A 17,806-nucleotide genomic window follows, 5' to 3' on the forward strand; every position below is an offset into this window, starting at 1 on the left:
GCGCCCCTCTCTTGGGGCCGCTTCGCAGCCCAGCGGGAGCAAGCTCCCTCGCCACAAATGTCCTTACAACCCGCCCGTCGCCTGAAAGCTCACACCCAACACCGTCAACAACGACAACGGCAACAGCAACGTGTCGAGCAACGCACTGGCCGGCAGATCAACCCCGGGATAACCCGGAGCTTCAGCACCGAATCGATCCTTCGCGCAACAGCCACCCTTCATCGCATACAGATCCAGCCGTGTCCCCGCATACACCACCGGCGCCCCCGGTTTCGCGGCATCCAGCGTACGGGCCGTGGCGCAGCCGGCCAATTGCAACGCCAGCAACATAATCAGCAGCTTATTCATCACTGCTCAGATGGTGCTCGCCCCAACGTGGCAGCATGTCCTGGGGAATACCCAGCAGATTGAGAATCCGCGCCACCACGAAATCGATCAGATCGTCGATGGTTTGCGGCTGATGATAGAAGCCCGGCGATGCCGGCAGAATCGTCACGCCCATGTTCGACAACTTGAGCATGTGCTCCAGGTGAATGCTCGAATACGGCGCCTCGCGCGGCACCAGAATCAGCTGACGGCGCTCCTTCAATGTCACGTCGGCAGCGCGTTCGATCAGGTTGTTGCAGGCACCGGTCGCGATGGCCGACAGCGTCCCGGTGGAACACGGTACCACCACCATCGCCGCCGGCGCACCGGAGCCCGAGGCCACCGGTGACATCCAGTCTTCCTTGCCATACACGCGGATCTGCCCGGCGGCGGCGCCGGTGTATTCGGTGAGGAAGGCCTGCATCATTTGCGGTTTGGCCGGCAGCGTGACATCGGTTTCAGTGGCCATTACCAGTTGCGCGGCCTTGGAAATCAGGAAGTGCACTTCGCGGTCTTCGCGCACCAGGCAGTCGAGCAGGCGCAAGCCGTACTGGGCGCCAGAAGCGCCGGTCATCGCCAGCGTGATGCGATCCGGACCATTGCTCATTTGAGCGCCTCGGCGAGTTTACCGTGCAGGCCGCCGAAACCGCCGTTGCTCATGATCACCACGTGGGTGCCCGGTTGCGCCTGGCTTTTCACGCGCTCGATGATGCCCTCCAGCGAGTCGCTGACAATCGACGGCACGGTGCACAGCGCGGCGGTGGCTGCCAGGTCCCAACCGAGATTGGCCGGTGCGTACCAGATCACCTGATCGGCATCGACCACACTTTCCGGCAAGCCGTCGCGGTGCGCGCCGAGCTTCATGGAGTTGGAGCGCGGCTCGATGATCGCGATCAACGGCGCATCGCCGATACGCTTGCGCAGGCCATCAAGCGTGGTGGCGATGGCGGTCGGGTGATGCGCGAAGTCGTCATAAATGGTGATGCCACGCACCTCCCCGACTTTCTCCATCCGCCGCTTCACGCTTTTGAAAGCACTCAATGCCGCGATGCCCATGGATGGCACCACGCCGACATGCCGCGCGGCTGCCAGGGTGGCCAGTGCGTTGGCAACGTTGTGCTGGCCAGTCATGTCCCACTCGACCACGCCTTGGGAAACCCCTTCGAACATCACTTCAAAGGCCGATCCATCTTCACTGAGCAACTTGACCTGCCACTGACCGCCAGCACCGGTGGTTTGCACCGGGGTCCAGCAACCCATTTCGATGACACGCTGCAACGCCGGTTCGGTGGTCGGATGAATCACCAGGCCTTCGCTCGGGATGGTCCGCACCAGATGGTGGAATTGGCGCTCGATGGCGGGCAGGTCCGGGAAGATATCGGCGTGGTCGAATTCCAGGTTGTTCAGGATCGCCGTGCGCGGGCGGTAGTGAACGAACTTGGAGCGTTTGTCGAAAAAGGCACTGTCGTATTCGTCGGCTTCGATCACGAAAAACGGTGTGCCGCCCAGACGCGCCGACACCGAGAAGTTCTGGGGCACGCCACCAATCAGGAAGCCCGGGCTCATGCCCGCGTGCTCCAGTACCCAGGCAAGCATGCTGCTGGTGGTGGTCTTGCCGTGTGTACCGGCAACCGCCAGCACCCAGCGACCTTGCAGTACGTGGTCGGCCAGCCATTGCGGGCCGGAGACATAAGGCAGGCCTTTGTTCAGCACATACTCCACTGCCGGGTTGCCGCGCGACATGGCGTTGCCGATCACCACCAGGTCGGGGGCCGGATCGAGTTGGGCCGGGTCGTAGCCTTGGGTCAACTCGATGCCCTGAGCCTCAAGCTGAGTGCTCATGGGCGGGTAGACGTTGGCATCGGAGCCCGTCACGTGATGGCCCAGCTCTTTGGCCAGAACCGCCATCGAACCCATGAAAGTGCCGCAGATACCAAGAATATGAATGTGCATAGTCGACCTCGTAAAACATGGCCGCAGGTTAGCGTAGGGAGGGGAAAATCGCACCCTTTAGCTTTTCTGTGGCGAGGGAGCTTGCTCCCGCTGGGTCGCGCAGCGGCCCCAAAACCTGCAATCACGAAGGTTCTGACAAACCGAATCATTTGAAGGCGGCTGCCTTGCAGCCGAACGGGAGCAAGCTCCCTCGCCACAAAACGCGTTTAACGGGCTATCCCGTGCTTGCGCAGCTTTCTATAGAGCGTGTTACGACTGACGCCCAGCTGTTGCGCCGTATGCGTCATATGCCAACGCGTCTGCTCCAGTGCATTCAACAACGCCAGCCGCTCGGCATCCTCCAGCGGATGGTCGGACTCTTCAGCTGACTGCGCGACCATCGGTCGTGCCTGTCGGATCATCGCCGGCAAATCCTCCAAACCGATCCGCCCGCCGTCACACAACGCCGCCAACGTGCGCAGCACATTGCGCAACTGCCGAACGTTGCCCGGCCAGGCAAACCCGAGCAACGCCTCCCTGGCCGGCCCATCGATCTGCACCGCTTCCCCGCCCGCCTCTTCGGCCAGTAAAAAGTCGAGCAACTGCGACTTGTCACTGCGATCGCGTAATGCCGGCAGCGCCACTTCCAGGCCGTTGAGTCGGTAATACAGGTCCTCGCGAAAACTGCCGTCCTGCACCCGCTCCAGCAAGTTACGGTGCGTGGCGCTGATGATCCGCACGTTGATCGCCTGGGGCTCGCCACCGATCGGCACTACCTGACGATCTTCGAGCACCCTCAATAGCCGCGTCTGCAAGGCCAGGGGCATGTCCCCGATTTCATCGAGGAACAAGGTTCCGCCATCGGCCTGCTGCAACTTGCCGCGCATGCCTTCCTTGCGCGCACCGGTAAAACTCCCGCCGCGATAACCGAACAGTTCGCTCTCGATCAGGCTTTCGGGAATGGCCGCGCAGTTGAGGGCGACGAAGGCTTTCGCAGCCCGTTGGCTGGCCTGATGGACGGCTTTGGCAAAGGCCTCTTTGCCCGACCCGGTTTCACCGTTGATCAGCAGCGGCACATCGCGTTCGTACACACGCAGAGCCTTGCGGAAATCCGCTTGCAACGCGGCATCGCCCAGACAGATGCCCGACAGCGGTGCACGCCCTTCAATGACCGGGCTGGGGACCAGCGGCACCGGCACACGGCGCGGCTGGCCGCGCAACACGGCAAACAGGCTGCGCCCGTCGCGGGTACGCAGCGGCCAACTGGCACTGGCATTGACGCTCGCGCGGCCGAGCAGATCATCGAGTGCACAGTCGAAAAACGCTTCCACCGGCTTGCCCAGCAAACCACCGCGCACATGCCCCAAAAGGTTCAGTGCGCTCTGATTGACCGCGCAGATCCGCCCTTCCCCGTCGAACGCCAACAAGCCTTCACTGAACAGCCCGACGGACTCGGCCTGCAGATGAAAACGCAGCAGCCATTGGTTGTCGAAATAACGCAGGAAATAGCAGCTCTCGATCATCTTCGCCGAAAGATTGACCAGGGCCATGGTGTGAAACTGGCTCTGGCGCGATACGTCGTGGCGCGCCGAAGACACATCAAGCACCGCCAGCAGCTCACCATGAGGGTCAAACACCGGGCTCGCCGAGCACGTCAGGCCGGTATGGCGGCCGCGAAAATGTTCGTCCTGATGGATCGTCAGCGCCTGACGCTCCACCAGGCAGGTGCCAATGCCGTTGGTGCCTTCGCAGGCCTCGCTCCAGTCAGCGCCAAGCCAAAGCCCGGCGCGTTCGAAAATCTTCCGTTCGGCAGGGGCCGTCACGCAGTTGAGGATCACGCCACGCGCGTCGGTCAGCAGCACCGCGTGCCCGGAACCGGAGAGCTGTTGATGCAGACTGGTCATTTCGTTGCCGGCAATGTGCAGCACTTGCTGCAGGCGTTCGCGGCTTTCGAGCACGCGCCCATGCTCCAGTACCGTCGGTGCGATGGTCAGGGCCGGGTCCAGGTGATAGTCCTCAAGACAGCGCAGCCACGAGCGGGCGATGGACGGATCACTGCCCGGACCGTGCAGGTGGGTTTTGCCCTGCGTCACGGTCAATACTTGTTGGGCATGGCGACTCAAATGATTGTCGTGCATTTCTTATTGTTCTCCCCGGGGCTCGGCGACCCGTGCATGAGGTGATGCCGAGCATCCTCCAGCCTAGCCTGCAATGCAATGCTGGCAAGACCGGGCAGTCACACGCTGTGCCATGAACGGTACAAAGTGTCACGGGGCCTGTACCGAAAGCGTCACAGTCGCGGCCCACCGGTCCGACAAAAATCGTTCAAGGCCTTGATTTACTTGAGCTGCAGGGCAGTGGCCCGACCTTTGCTCTACGCTTATACAAGCGCACATGCGCGCCTCCGAGGGGTCGGTGCGAAAACTCGCCGAGCGGCGATCAGGCAAGGCAAAAACAGGCGAGGAAGCGGAGTGTAGGGAACCTACATGAGCACTCCGAACCTGTTTTTAACGCAGCATGATCGTCGCGCAGGCAGTTTTCGGCCGAGCCATATAAGTACAAAAGACAAGGAGAAATAATCATGCGTTACGCTCACCCCGGTACTGAAGGCGCTATCGTTTCGTTCAAGAGCAAATACGGTAACTACATCGGCGGCGAGTTCGTCGCGCCTGTCAAAGGTCAGTACTTCACCAATACCTCGCCAGTGAATGGCCAACCGATTGCCGAATTCCCCCGTTCCACGGCCGAAGACATCGACAAGGCCCTGGACGCTGCCCACGCGGCGGCCGATGCCTGGGGCGCCACGTCCGCCCAGGCTCGCTCGCTGGTGCTGCTGAAAATCGCCGACCGCATCGAAGAAAACCTCGAACTGCTGGCAATTACCGAATCCTGGGACAACGGCAAAGCCGTGCGGGAAACCCTCAACGCCGATATCCCGCTGGCCGCCGACCACTTCCGCTACTTCGCCGGTTGCATCCGCGCCCAGGAAGGCAGCGCTGCCGAAATCGACGGCAACACCGTGGCCTATCACATCCATGAACCGCTGGGCGTGGTCGGGCAGATCATCCCGTGGAACTTCCCGATCCTGATGGCCGCCTGGAAACTTGCCCCGGCCCTGGCTGCCGGTAACTGCGTGGTGCTCAAGCCTGCCGAGCAAACCCCGCTGGGCATTACCGTCCTGGTCGAACTGATCGGCGACCTGCTGCCACCTGGCGTGCTGAACATCGTGCAAGGCTTCGGTAAAGAAGCCGGCGAAGCCCTGGCCACCAGCAAGCGCATCGCCAAAATCGCCTTTACCGGCTCGACCCCGGTTGGCTCGCACATCATGAAATGCGCGGCCGAAAACATCATTCCGTCCACCGTGGAGCTGGGTGGCAAATCGCCGAACATTTTCTTTGAAGACATCATGCAAGCCGAACCGTCCTTCATCGAAAAAGCCGCGGAAGGCCTGGTGCTGGCATTCTTCAACCAGGGCGAAGTCTGCACCTGCCCTTCCCGCGCACTGGTGCAGGAATCGATCTACGACGACTTCATGAAAGAGGTGATGAAAAAAGTCCTGTCGATCAAGCGCGGCGACCCGCTGGACACTGACACCATGGTCGGCGCCCAGGCATCCGAGCAGCAATTCGACAAAATCCTTTCGTACCTGGAAATCGCCAAGGGCGAAGGCGCCGAGCTGCTGACCGGCGGCAAGGTGGAAAAACTCGAAGGCAATCTGGCAAGCGGGTATTACATCCAGCCGACCCTGCTCAAGGGCACCAACAAAATGCGCGTATTCCAGGAAGAGATCTTTGGCCCAGTGGTGAGCATCACCACCTTCAAGGACGAAGCCGAAGCCCTGGCCATCGCCAACGACACCGAGTTCGGCCTGGGTGCCGGCCTCTGGACCCGCGACATCAACCGCGCCTACCGCATGGGCCGCGCCATCAAGGCCGGTCGTGTGTGGACCAACTGCTACCACCTGTACCCGGCGCATGCCGCGTTCGGCGGTTACAAAAAGTCCGGTGTCGGCCGTGAAACCCACAAAATGATGCTCGATCACTATCAGCAGACCAAAAACCTGCTGGTGAGCTACGACATCAATCCGCTGGGCTTCTTCTAAAAACCGGGGGCGATGCGGATATTTCTGCATCGCCCCTCACATCGCTTTCGCGAGCAGGCTCGCTCCCACATTCACACCGCGCCCCCTGCTCGCGAAGGTATCCTCAATGACACACCCAACATCGCCTGGCCGCTCTGGCACGGGCTTTGCGTACCCGCATCAAACGCAAACGCAGTTCCCGAAAGTCCAAAAGATCGAACAATAAAAAAGACAGCGAGGACTTATGACAACTACCACACAGCTCAAACCCACCCTCGGCACCCTGCATTTATGGGGCATTGCCGTCGGCCTGGTGATTTCCGGCGAATACTTTGGCTGGAGTTACGGCTGGGGCACCGCAGGGACCCTGGGTTTCCTCGTCACCGCCTTGATGGTGGCGACGATGTACACCTGTTTCATCTTCAGTTTCACCGAATTGACCACTGCCATTCCCCACGCTGGCGGGCCCTTTGCCTACAGTCGGCGGGCCTTTGGCGAGAAAGGTGGATTGATCGCCGGCATCGCCACGCTGATCGAATTTGTCTTTGCGCCACCGGCAATCGCCATGGCCATCGGCGCCTACCTCAACGTGCAATACCCGGAACTGGACCCGAAAATCGCTGCGGTAGGCGCCTATTTCGTGTTCATGACCCTCAATATTCTGGGGGTCAGCATCGCTGCCACCTTCGAACTGGTGGTCACCGTGCTGGCGGTCGCCGAACTGCTGGTGTTCATGGGTGTGGTGGCGCCGGGCTTCAGCTTCAGTAATTTCGTACTCAACGGTTGGTCAGGTTCCAACGAATTCACGATGGGCTCTATTCCCGGTATTTTCGCCGCCATTCCCTTCGCGATCTGGTTCTTTCTCGCCATTGAAGGCGCGGCCATGGCGGCGGAAGAAGCCAAGGATCCGAAACGTACGATTCCCAAGGCCTATGTCAGCGGCATTCTGACCCTGGTGTTTCTGGCCATTGGCGTGATGGTGATGGCCGGCGGCGTGGGCGACTGGCGTCAGCTCTCCAACATCAACGACCCGCTGCCCCAGGCCATGAAATCGGTCGTGGGTGACAATTCGACCTGGATGCACATGCTGGTCTGGATCGGCCTGTTCGGCCTGGTGGCCAGTTTCCACGGGATCATCCTGGGCTATTCACGACAGTTCTTCGCCCTGGCCCGCGCCGGTTACCTGCCGCGCGGCCTGGCAAAACTTTCGCGTTTCCAGACCCCGCACCGGGCCATTCTGGCGGGTGGCGTAATTGGCATCGCGGCGATCTACAGCGATGGCCTGATCAACCTGCAAGGCATGAGCCTGACCGCAGCGATGATCACCATGTCGGTGTTCGGCGCCATCGTGATGTACATCATCAGTATGCTGAGCCTGTTCAAGCTGCGTAAGACCGAGCCGAACCTGGAACGCACCTTCCGCGCCCCGGGCTATCCGATCGTGCCGGGGATCGCGCTGTTTCTGGCCCTGGTGTGCCTGGTGGCGATGGCCTGGTTCAACACCTTGATCGGCCTGATCTTCCTCGGTTTCATGGTCGCCGGTTACCTGTATTTCCAATTAACCGCCCGGCAACGCTCCGAGGCGCCAGCGGACGCTATGCTCGAAGGTGCATGAGTTGCACCGGCGCCGGGCCGAAAGCCTGGCGCCTGCTTTATTGAAGTGCACGCAGCCCCCATGTGGGAGCGAGCCTGCTCGCGAAAACGGACTGACATTCAACACCTGTATTGAATGAAATACTGAATTCGCGAGCAGGCTCGCTCCCACATGGGTTCAGCGACGTATTTAAATCATTGATTGATTCAGGAGGACAGCGTGGCCGTATTTGCCCATTCCGTCGGCGCCCAGACCTATCGCTTCGACAGCCTCAAGGAAGTGATGGCCAAGGCCAGCCCGGCGCGTTCCGGGGATTTTCTGGCCGGTGTCGCCGCCCTTAACGATGGCGAGCGCGTCGCTGCACAAATGGCCTTGGCTGACATTCCCCTGAGCTATTTCCTGCAGGAAGCACTGATTCCCTATGAAGCCGATGAAGTCACTCGCCTGATCATCGACACCCACGACAAGCAGGCCTTCGCGGTCGTCAGTCACCTCACGGTCGGCGGGTTTCGCGACTGGCTGTTGAGCGATGCCGCCGACGAGCAGGTCCTGCGCGCGCTCGCCCCCGGTCTGACCCCGGAAATGGTGGCCGCCGTGTCGAAAATCATGCGCGTGCAGGATCTGGTCCTGGTGGCGCAGAAAGTTCGTGTGATCACGCAGTTTCGCGGCACCCTCGGCCTGCGCGGCCGCCTGTCCACCCGCCTGCAACCCAACCACCCCACCGACGAACCGGCCGGTATCGCCGCAAGCATTCTCGACGGCCTGCTGCACGGTAACGGCGATGCCATGATCGGTATCAATCCGGCCACCGACAGCATCGCGTCGATCTGCGCCATGCTGGAAATGCTCGACGCGATCATCCAGCGCTACGAGATTCCGACCCAGGCTTGCGTGCTGACCCATGTCACCACCTCGATTGAAGCGGTCAATCGCGGTGTGCCACTGGACCTGGTGTTCCAGTCGATCGCCGGCACCGAGGCGGCCAACGCCAGCTTCGGTATCAATCTGAACGTACTCAAAGAGGGATACGACGCCGGATTGAGCCTCAATCGCGGCACACTCGGACAGAACCTGATGTACTTCGAAACCGGCCAGGGAAGCGCTCTATCGGCCAATGCCCACCATGGCGTCGACCAACAGACCTGCGAAACCCGGGCCTACGCCGTCGCGCGACATTTCAACCCATTCCTGGTGAACACCGTCGTAGGCTTCATCGGACCGGAATACCTCTACAACGGCAAACAGATCATTCGCGCCGGCCTCGAAGACCACTTTTGCGGCAAGCTGCTGGGCGTGCCGATGGGCTGCGACATCTGTTACACCAACCATGCCGAGGCCGACCAGGACGACATGGACACCTTGCTGACCCTGCTGAGCGTGGCCGGGATCAACTTCATCATGGGCATTCCCGGCTCCGACGACATCATGCTCAACTACCAGACCACTTCGTTCCACGATGCGCTCTATGCCCGGCAGACGCTGGGGCTCAAGCCGGCACCGGAATTCGAACAGTGGCTGGCAAAAATGGGCATCTTTACCCAGGCGGACGGCAAGGTTCTCTTCGGCAACAGCCTGCCACCGGCCTTTCGCCAGGCCCTGGCGCAATTGGGATGAGTGTTGATATGGAAAAACTACCCTTCGATCCGCACAACCCATGGCTGGAACTGAGGCGCCTGACCCCGGCGCGGATTGCCTTGGGCCGTACCGGCACCAGCATGCCCACCCGTGCACAGCTGGACTTCCAATACGCTCACGCCCAGGCGCGCGATGCGGTGCATTTGCCATTCGATCATGGGACTTTGCGCTCGCAATTGGCTGAACGCGGGCATGACAGTGTTTTATTGCATAGCGCGGCGATAGACCGGAACAGTTACTTGCAACGCCCTGATCTGGGGCGAAAGTTGAGCACCGAGTCGGCACATGCGTTACGCGATTATGCCTCGGCCCATCCAGGGGGTGTCGATCTGGTCATTGTGGTCGCCGATGGTTTGTCAGCATTGGCTGTCCACCGCCATACGCTGCCATTGCTGGCGCGACTGGAAGAACAGATCCGCAATGAAAACTGGTCGGTGGCGCCAGTGGTCCTGGTGGAACAGGGTCGTGTAGCGGTGGCGGACGAAATCGGCGAGCTGCTGGGCGCCAAAATGACGGTGATCCTGATCGGCGAACGCCCTGGCCTCAGCTCGCCAGACAGCCTGGGGTTATATTTCACCTACAATCCAAAGGTAGGCCTGACGGATGCCTACCGCAACTGCATCTCCAACGTGCGCCTTGAAGGCTTGAGTTACGGTATGGCGGCACACCGATTGCTTTATCTGATGCGCGAAGCCTGCAAACGACAGCTCTCAGGGGTCAATCTGAAGGACGAAGCGCAGATTCAGACGCTGGAGTCGGACGCGGGAGCGGACATGAAAGGAAATTTCCTGCTGGGTCCGCCGGATGCCTGAACCGCTTCCGCATTGCACTATCGTTCCGATTTCAGGCAGGATCGACGCACGGCCGCCAGGGTTTCCCGTCGCCGTCAAAGCAAGCAAGACAGCCACTTGAAGACGAGACCTACCATGCGGATTATTCAAGCGACCCTCGAACACCTGGATTTGCTGACCCCGTTGTTCGTCAAATATCGCGAGTTTTATGGTTCCCTGCCGTATCCGGACTCGTCCCGGGCGTTTCTCGAGAAACGCCTGCGTCGCAAGGAGTCGGTGATTTACCTGGCGCTGTCCGATGAGGACGACAACAAGCTGATGGGTTTTTGCCAGCTCTATCCAAGCTTTTCTTCGCTGTCGCTAAAACGCGTGTGGATCCTCAACGACATTTACGTCGCCGAAGATGCCCGTCGCCAATTGGTGGCCGACCACTTGATTCGCACCGCGAAGAAAATGGCCAAGGACACCAATGCCGTGCGCATGCGTGTCTCCACCAGCAGCAACAACGAAGTCGCGCAGAAAACCTACGAATCCATTGGATTCAAGGAAGACACCGAGTTCAAGAACTACATATTGCCTATCAGCGACGAGCTGTAGGGCGACAATTAATAACACTGTAGGAGCAAGCCTGTTCGCGATGAATGTGGACGATAACGCGTCAAATCAGATGCCCAGTCGCACCATTGGTTATTTTCGCGAACAATCGAGCCTCGACCGGCTGCTCCTACAGTCGCCCCCCTCGAAATCCCCCGCTACAATCTCGACGCGCTTTTCACCTGCCAAATCGTATAATGCCGTCCTTTCCTCCTTGTAAGAAAAATTACTCCCGTCTGTAGCCTTGCGCGCAGTCATCCGCACAGGCCTGCCGAGTCGGGCCGTCATCACAGGTGCCCTCCATGGATTTCAACCCGCTCGATCTAGTCCTGCATCTCGATGTTTACCTCGATTTGCTGGTCACCAACTACGGGCCATGGATCTACGCCATTCTGTTTATGGTGATTTTTTGTGAAACCGGCCTGGTGGTCATGCCCTTCCTGCCGGGTGACTCGCTGTTGTTCATCGCTGGCGCCGTAGCGGCCGGCGGCGGCATGGACCCTGTACTGCTCGGCGGTTTACTGATGCTCGCGGCGATTCTCGGCGACAGCACCAACTACATCATTGGACGAACGGCCGGCGAGCGATTGTTCAGTAATCCGAACTCGAAGATCTTCCGTCGCGACTACTTGCAACAAACCCACGATTTCTATGACAAGCACGGTGGTAAAACCGTGACCCTGGCGCGTTTCCTGCCGATCATCCGCACCTTTGCACCATTCGTCGCGGGTGTCGCCAAAATGCCTTACCCACGGTTTTTCGCCTTCAGCGTGTTGGGCACGATTCTTTGGGTCGGTGGCCTGGTTACCCTCGGTTTCTTCTTCGGTAACGTACCGTTTATCAAATCCAACCTGTCGTTGCTGGTGGTCGGGATCATCCTGCTATCGCTGGTGCCGATGATCATCGGCGTGATCCGCAGCCGCTTCGGCAATGCTGCGTCAAAAGCACATCCGCGCTGATTCACGATGTGGTCCCTGAGCGCCTGGCGTCGCCGGCGCATCCTGGCCCGGCACCCGATTGCCGACGATATGTGGCAACGGGTGCGCCATCACCTGAGTTTTCTTGACGGCATCAGCGCCGCCGAAGACCAGTGGTTGCGCGAAGCCTGCGTGCTATTCCTGCAAGACAAACATCTGACCGCGCTGCCCGGTGTCGAACTGCATCAGGAGCAACGCCTGCTGCTTGCCGCCCAGGCCCAACTGCCGCTGCTGCACCTGGGCGATCTGAACTGGTATCAGGGTTTTCACGAAATCATTCTCTACCCCGACGACTTTCTCAGCCCCCAGCGTCATCGTGACGCCAGCGGTGTCGAGCACGAATGGGACGGCGAACACAGCGGCGAAGCCTGGCAGCAAGGGCCGGTCATCCTCGCGTGGCCCGGCGTCCTGGCCAGCGGCGGCTGGGAAGGTTACAACCTGGTGATCCACGAGCTGGCACACAAACTCGACATGCTCAACGGCAACGCCAACGGCTTGCCACCGCTGCACGCCGACATGCGCGTCAGCGAGTGGGCCAAGGTCATGCAAGAGGCCTACGACGACCTCGACCGGCAACTGGAGCGCAATCCGGACGCCGAAACCGCCATCGATCCGTATGCCGCCGAAAATCCCGCCGAGTTCTTTGCCGTCACCAGCGAATATTTTTTCAGCGCCCCGGATTTGCTGCACGAGGCTTATCCACAGGTGTATGCGCAGCTGAAGCTTTTCTACCGGCAAGATCCGTTGGGCCGACTGAGGCAACTTCAGGCCACGAACCCTGTCTATCAGGCACACGACTAAGGTCTACACCCTCTCTGGTACGTGGCGTCGACCCAGGAATATGCCTATAATCGCCGCCACTTTTTGGTCAATCCGGCCAAGTGTTTTTGGTCAACTAACGGGGGCAACGCCCAATGAGCTACAGCAAGATTCCGGCTGGCAAAGACCTGCCGAACGACATCTACGTCGCGATCGAGATCCCGGCCAACCACGCGCCGATCAAATACGAAATCGACAAAGACAGCGATTGCCTGTTCGTTGACCGTTTCATGGCCACCCCAATGTTCTACCCGGCCAACTACGGTTACATCCCGAACACCCTGGCTGACGACGGTGATCCCCTGGACGTGCTGGTCGTGACCCCTTACCCGGTTGCTCCAGGTTCCGTGATCCGCGCTCGTCCGGTCGGCATCCTGAACATGACCGACGACGGCGGCGGCGATGCCAAAGTCATCGCTGTTCCACACGACAAGCTGTCCCAGCTGTACGTGGACGTGAAGGAATACACCGATCTGCCAGCCCTGCTGATTCAGCAGATCGAGCACTTCTTCGCGAACTACAAAGATCTCGAAAAAGGCAAATGGGTGAAGATCGAAGGCTGGGACGGCGCAGACGCCGCCCGCGCCGCGATCACCAAGTCGGTTGCTGCCTACAAAGGCTAAGAGCGGCTTCCCGCTTCACGCCTCAAGAAAAACCCCGGTGATCCGGGGTTTTTTGTGGGCGCTTGAAAAGCACCGCTTAAACGGTTCGTTTAAAACGACTTCCCTTGGTGTTTTTTTGTTTAATTTTCCTCAAGAACGTCTTACATCCGGTCGTAAATTTCCCTCGAAATTTGAACAGCTCGTTTATTCAAAGCCTTATGCCGCGCCAGTAGACTCGTGTTTATGAAAAAGAACACTAGCGGCCCTCGCTTCAAAGCACTCCTTGGATTAGCCAACATCACGACAACCGGGTTTGCCGAATTCCTGAACACGGCCCCGCAAAATGTCCATAACTGGTACACCCGCGGTGTGCCCGCCCACTGCATGGAAGAAGTCGCCAGAAAGCTGTCCGTCAACAGCGAATGGCTGAAAACAGGCGATGGCCCGAAAGACGCCGCGCACCTGCGCCTGCACGACGACTCCGGCAATACCTTCGACGCACAGGCCATTCGCGGCGTCTACACGGTTATCGAGCCCACCGACGTCGAACTCCCCCTCTACAAGGAAACCCCCACAGCCCCTGGCTCCAGCAAAACCCACGTCGTCGAAGACCCTGGCCAATCCATCCGATTGCCCCGCAGCCACCTCGACTCCCTGGAAATCAACCACGTCGATGCGATCTGCATCCACATGATTGGCAACAGCATGGCCGAACGCATAGAAGACGGCTCGACCCTGGCCATCGACCGCGGCCTGACCCAGATTGTGGATGGCGAGATCTATGCCATCGAACACGACGGCATGCTGCGAATCCGATACTTGCACCGAATGCCGGGGAACGCGCTGCGATTGCGCAGCCATAACCGCGCCGAGCACCCAGATGAAATCTTCAGGCCGGCGCAAATCGAAGAGCAGAACATCAGGGTATTGGGCTGGGTGTTCTGGTGGTCGACACTGAACAAACGCAGGCCACCGGTGCCGTTTCTGTGATGCTGAGCAGCAAGCCACGCGCTGTAGGAGCGAGGCTTGCCCGCGAATGCGATGGAACATTCACCGGACAATGCCAATCCTATTGTCAGACCTGAGCAATCCCAACGCTCTAATCCGCATACCAAGCTGGGAATTCCTCAAAAAAATCAGTATGCTGCGCCCCACATTTGCGCATCGACCCTTTCTTGAGGCCCAGATCGCACCGACAAGGCAGATGACTTTCTCGCCAAGTCCCACAGCCGGACGCAAGATCCGGGTGTACGTTTTGAAGGCTGGCGCGGTTTACCAAAAATGAACCAAGCCAGTCCCCGAGAAGCCGGCCACAAGCCGGCTTTTTAATGTCCGAAATAAAGTAGACCCATCGTCTGAAATCACTGCTTGAGGGTTGTCGGAGCGGTAAGCAATTGCTAACGTAACGACAAACGTCATTACAGGTATTTCATCATGGCATCTATCAATATCCGCATCGACGATGAGCTGAAACAGCGCTCCTTTGCTGAACTGGAAAAACTCGGTGTTACCCCCTCCGAGCTTTTGCGCCAAACCCTTCAGTACGTCGCGGAGCGAGGAAAACTGCCTTTCAAAGCTGCATTGCTTAGCGAAGAAGATGAAGCGCTTATTGCAGTCGTCACAGAACGCCTTGCCGCCCCCCAGCGAGTGAAAGTAAGCCTGGATGACCTATAGCCTTGAATTTGATCGTCGCGCGCTAAAAGAGTGGAACAAACTGGGCGATTCCCTGCGCCAACAGTTCAAAAAGAAACTCGCTGAGGTGTTGGAGAACCCACGCATCGAGGCCAACCGACTTCGTAATTTACCTGATTGCTACAAGTTAAAGCTGCGCAGTGCCGGCTATCGATTGATCTATCAAGTGCTTGATCAAGAGGTTGTGGTATTTGTGATTGCAATTGGAAAACGCGAACGAGAGACTGCATACCAAGATGCACAGGATCGAATCGGTCAGCAGGGTGCTGACTGATTGCATTCCATCACCCCCCTCACGGATAACTAAACCCCTTAACCAACGTCAACTCCCCCACCGCCCGCATCGGCACCAGGAACGTTTCCATCTTTTCGCTCGGCGTCCCTTCTTCAGTAATCACCGTCACCTGAGCGGTCGTCAGCGGTTGCACCGCATCCTCCCGCCCTTCTTCATCACTGCGATAGCCTCCACCGAAGTAGTTCACATACACCAGATACTGCCCCTTGATCGGCGCCGGCATGGCGAAGATTTCCGGGCCGTAGCCGGTGGTGACGTCGACATCGAGTGCCGCGCCGTTGGCTACGACGCGGTCGCCGTACCAGATGTGAGCGCCGTCGGGGGTGATGAGGTGCAGGTCGAGGTCGGTGCCGTCGCTGTCCCAGGCCAGCAACACGCGCAATTTGGCAGGTGTCGCCCCGCCACTGACGTTGAGGAACTGCGTGCGCTGGCGATGTTGGCCGTCGGGGCTGCGGACTTCGACGCTGTTGCTGCCGTTGGGGAACGAGAACGGGCGATCGAAGCGGCCGGCGGGATCGATTTTCAGTGGCATGCTGACGCCGTTGACGATCAGCCGGCCGGGTTCGTTGTTCTTGGGTGTGGCATTGATCTGGCCACTGATGCGTGCGGTGTTGGCTTGCCCAGCCGGCGTATTGACTAAAGAGGCCGGATAGTTGACGGCCTGGCGGAAGCTTTCGCCTTCACCTTCAGGGGCGCCGGTTCGCCAGCCACCTGCAGGGGTATCGAGTTTGACGCCTTGCGCCACTGCCAGCGGCAAAACCGACAATGAACAGAGCAACAGCAAGAGCTGTGGAAAGCGGAGTGTCATGGTCTATTCCAGCAAAAGGTGGCGGGCGAGCCCTTCGATGTAGGTTTCATCCTGGCCATTGGGGTGTGCTTCGAAGGCCAGGTGCAGGTATTCGTGGGTCAGATCGAGGCGGTCCTGCAGCGAGAGCACACCGCGCACGTAAATACGCTGGCGTTCGCGGTCGACGTAAGGCCGGCCGAAGGTCAGGCGGCAGACGGCAAAGGTGCTGACTTCGTTGTAGCCGGTTTCGCTTTCCAGTTTCGGGCGCCAGCCGCGCCGCTGCTTCTGCAGCCAGTCCTGTGCGGCGGGCAACGCTTCGCAGGAGGCGACCGGATTGTCCCAACGGCTGAGGCTGGCGCGCGGGTAGGCGTGCAGAAGGATGGCGTCGTAACGCTGGCCGGCGTTGGCCTGTTCGACGGCTTGCTGCCAGGACAACTTGTCCGGGGCGGGTTGGTCGGAGTGGTAGGTAACGGTACTCCCGGCCAATACCAGATCGCTGGTCCATGCGGCGATTTTGCGCGACTCGACGGAGGCCGGACGCGGGGCGACCCGCTGGCGCTGGCTGCTGTCGTCGATGCTCAGGCAATCGCCATGGCGCGCAGCGTTTTGCAGCAGGTAGGTGCGGATGGCCACGGCCAGGGCTTTGGCGGCTTCGACGGGTTCGGGTGTGGCTTCGCGCTGAAGCACGCGGGCGACGTACTCTTCGCGGTCCAGGCGGGCGACAAGCTTGTCCTTGAGTAAAAACAGCTCGCCGTCGCTGTGGATAGCGAGTTGATTGCCATTGGTGAATTCGACGCGGTAATCCCCTAGCAGCTGCCCCGAGCGCACTTCACTGTTGCCCGACAGTACCCGTTCAAGTGGATAGCGGGAGAACAGGCCGACTTCAACGCAACGCCCCGCATCGGAGGGCCACCCAACAGGCACGACTGCCGACAACGCCTCCGCGTAATCACGCAATACACGCTGACTGGTTCCGCGCCCACCGGCCCAGATCGGCGCGCCGTCCGTTGTCCAGCCAGCGAATCCACCCTGGCGCGAGGCAGCATCCTGATCCCCCAGCCAGCTCCAGGTCTTCACCCGCAAGCGGCTGCCGAGTTCGCCCACGACGTTGCCGTCGGCGGCATTCAAGACCACATCGAGCAGCACTCGTCGCGCCTGTTCCTGCGCCGGCATCACCGCCAACACGCGCAGCAATTCCGCAACCGACACCCGGGTGGCCGGCTGTAATAACGACAAGTTCAGCAGCCACTCTGGTGCCTGTTGCGCTTGCCAATACGCTCGCCAGTCCGGGCCAGAAATACCCAATCGCCCCGGCTCGAAATACAAGCCACAGGATTTCACCAGCGCCTGATCACGCTCGATCGTGCCGCCCGCAGTGCAGCAATACACTTCCTCTTTGGATTGCCCGCGACATTCATACGCCGGTTCATGTGCGCCGGTGTCCACCAGCCAGCCGTACACAAACAGCTTCCAAACACTGCCCAATGGCGTCTGCAACGTATCGGGTAACGGCTCGCGCGACAGCAGCTGAGTCCTGTTCAACGACAACAATTCGCCCTTGAACGCCAGACGCAAAGGTTCGTCCTGCGCCAGGGTCAGCGCAGGAATCAAACACACCCAACAGACCAGAAGCCGGAGCAT

The 17,806-nt window shown here is 59.6% G+C and carries 17 protein-coding genes; 11 read left to right on the plus strand and 6 right to left on the minus strand.

Going from position 1 to position 17,806, the window contains the following annotated elements; all coding sequences use genetic code 11:
* Positions 1-63: 63 nt before the first annotated feature.
* The 4 genes from ACW9HW_RS15335 to ACW9HW_RS15350 all read right to left on the minus strand — a co-directional run bounded on the left by ACW9HW_RS15335 (position 64) and on the right by ACW9HW_RS15350 (position 4,436).
* The gene (locus tag ACW9HW_RS15335) at positions 64-348 is read right to left on the minus strand and encodes a YceK/YidQ family lipoprotein (protein WP_457400609.1); all 285 of its coding nucleotides are present in this window, start codon (positions 346-348) and stop codon (positions 64-66) included.
* Positions 341-973 carry a flavin prenyltransferase UbiX gene (gene ubiX / locus ACW9HW_RS15340; protein ID WP_095197228.1) on the minus strand — a complete coding sequence of 211 codons (633 nt, stop codon included), beginning with the start codon at positions 971-973 and terminating at the stop codon, positions 341-343. Before ubiX ends, ACW9HW_RS15335 begins: the two co-directional genes overlap by 8 nt.
* Positions 970-2,319: a UDP-N-acetylmuramate:L-alanyl-gamma-D-glutamyl-meso-diaminopimelate ligase gene (gene mpl, locus ACW9HW_RS15345; protein ID WP_095197227.1), complete on the minus strand. Its 1,350-nt coding sequence runs from the start codon at positions 2,317-2,319 to the stop codon at positions 970-972. The genes ubiX and mpl overlap by 4 nt, the downstream gene beginning before the upstream one ends.
* A gap of 206 nt (positions 2,320-2,525) precedes the next feature.
* A complete protein-coding gene (locus tag ACW9HW_RS15350) occupies positions 2,526-4,436 on the minus strand; it encodes a sigma-54-dependent Fis family transcriptional regulator (protein ID WP_457400611.1) in 1,911 nt (636 codons plus the stop codon).
* 443 nt (positions 4,437-4,879) lie between these two features.
* Here ACW9HW_RS15350 and exaC point away from each other — a divergent pair, with 443 nt between their 5' ends.
* The 11 genes from exaC to ACW9HW_RS15405 all read left to right on the plus strand — a co-directional run bounded on the left by exaC (position 4,880) and on the right by ACW9HW_RS15405 (position 15,357).
* Entirely contained in the window at positions 4,880-6,400 is a 1,521-nt protein-coding gene (gene exaC, locus ACW9HW_RS15355) for an acetaldehyde dehydrogenase ExaC (RefSeq protein ID WP_457400613.1), read from the plus strand.
* Positions 6,401-6,623: 223 nt separating this feature from the next.
* Positions 6,624-7,994, plus strand: a complete 1,371-nt coding sequence (gene eat / locus ACW9HW_RS15360; protein WP_095197224.1) for an ethanolamine permease — start codon at positions 6,624-6,626, stop codon at positions 7,992-7,994.
* A 198-nt stretch (positions 7,995-8,192) separates the two neighbouring features.
* A complete protein-coding gene (locus ACW9HW_RS15365) occupies positions 8,193-9,587 on the plus strand; it encodes an ethanolamine ammonia-lyase subunit EutB (protein ID WP_457400615.1) in 1,395 nt (464 codons plus the stop codon).
* A gap of 8 nt (positions 9,588-9,595) precedes the next feature.
* On the plus strand, positions 9,596-10,420 hold the full coding sequence (eutC, locus tag ACW9HW_RS15370) for an ethanolamine ammonia-lyase subunit EutC (RefSeq protein WP_095197222.1): 825 nt from the start codon (positions 9,596-9,598) through the stop codon (positions 10,418-10,420).
* A 114-nt stretch (positions 10,421-10,534) separates the two neighbouring features.
* A complete protein-coding gene (locus ACW9HW_RS15375) occupies positions 10,535-10,996 on the plus strand; it encodes a GNAT family N-acetyltransferase (protein ID WP_095197221.1) in 462 nt (153 codons plus the stop codon).
* A gap of 299 nt (positions 10,997-11,295) precedes the next feature.
* On the plus strand, positions 11,296-11,952 hold the full coding sequence (locus tag ACW9HW_RS15380) for a DedA family protein (protein ID WP_095197219.1): 657 nt from the start codon (positions 11,296-11,298) through the stop codon (positions 11,950-11,952).
* Between the two features lie 6 nt (positions 11,953-11,958).
* Positions 11,959-12,771 (plus strand): M90 family metallopeptidase, encoded by an 813-nt coding sequence (locus tag ACW9HW_RS15385; RefSeq protein WP_457400617.1) that lies wholly within the window; start codon positions 11,959-11,961, stop codon positions 12,769-12,771.
* 113 nt (positions 12,772-12,884) lie between these two features.
* Positions 12,885-13,412, plus strand: a complete 528-nt coding sequence (ppa, locus tag ACW9HW_RS15390; RefSeq protein WP_007933577.1) for an inorganic diphosphatase — start codon at positions 12,885-12,887, stop codon at positions 13,410-13,412.
* A 222-nt stretch (positions 13,413-13,634) separates the two neighbouring features.
* Positions 13,635-14,381, plus strand: a complete 747-nt coding sequence (locus ACW9HW_RS15395; protein ID WP_095197217.1) for a LexA family transcriptional regulator — start codon at positions 13,635-13,637, stop codon at positions 14,379-14,381.
* Between the two features lie 444 nt (positions 14,382-14,825).
* Positions 14,826-15,065, plus strand: a complete 240-nt coding sequence (locus ACW9HW_RS15400; protein ID WP_095197216.1) for a type II toxin-antitoxin system RelB/DinJ family antitoxin — start codon at positions 14,826-14,828, stop codon at positions 15,063-15,065.
* Positions 15,055-15,357 carry a type II toxin-antitoxin system RelE family toxin gene (locus tag ACW9HW_RS15405; protein ID WP_095197215.1) on the plus strand — a complete coding sequence of 101 codons (303 nt, stop codon included), beginning with the start codon at positions 15,055-15,057 and terminating at the stop codon, positions 15,355-15,357. Before ACW9HW_RS15400 ends, ACW9HW_RS15405 begins: the two co-directional genes overlap by 11 nt.
* 19 nt (positions 15,358-15,376) lie before the next feature.
* On the opposite strand, the gene ACW9HW_RS15410 is transcribed toward ACW9HW_RS15405, so the two are convergent.
* Positions 15,377-16,186, minus strand: coding sequence for a YfaP family protein (locus ACW9HW_RS15410; RefSeq protein WP_095197214.1), 810 nt, complete (start codon positions 16,184-16,186; stop codon positions 15,377-15,379).
* 3 nt (positions 16,187-16,189) lie between these two features.
* Positions 16,190-17,806: a DUF2300 domain-containing protein gene (locus ACW9HW_RS15415; RefSeq protein ID WP_095197213.1), complete on the minus strand. Its 1,617-nt coding sequence runs from the start codon at positions 17,804-17,806 to the stop codon at positions 16,190-16,192.

Source organism: Pseudomonas sp. SDO5532_S415 (assembly GCF_054071155.1).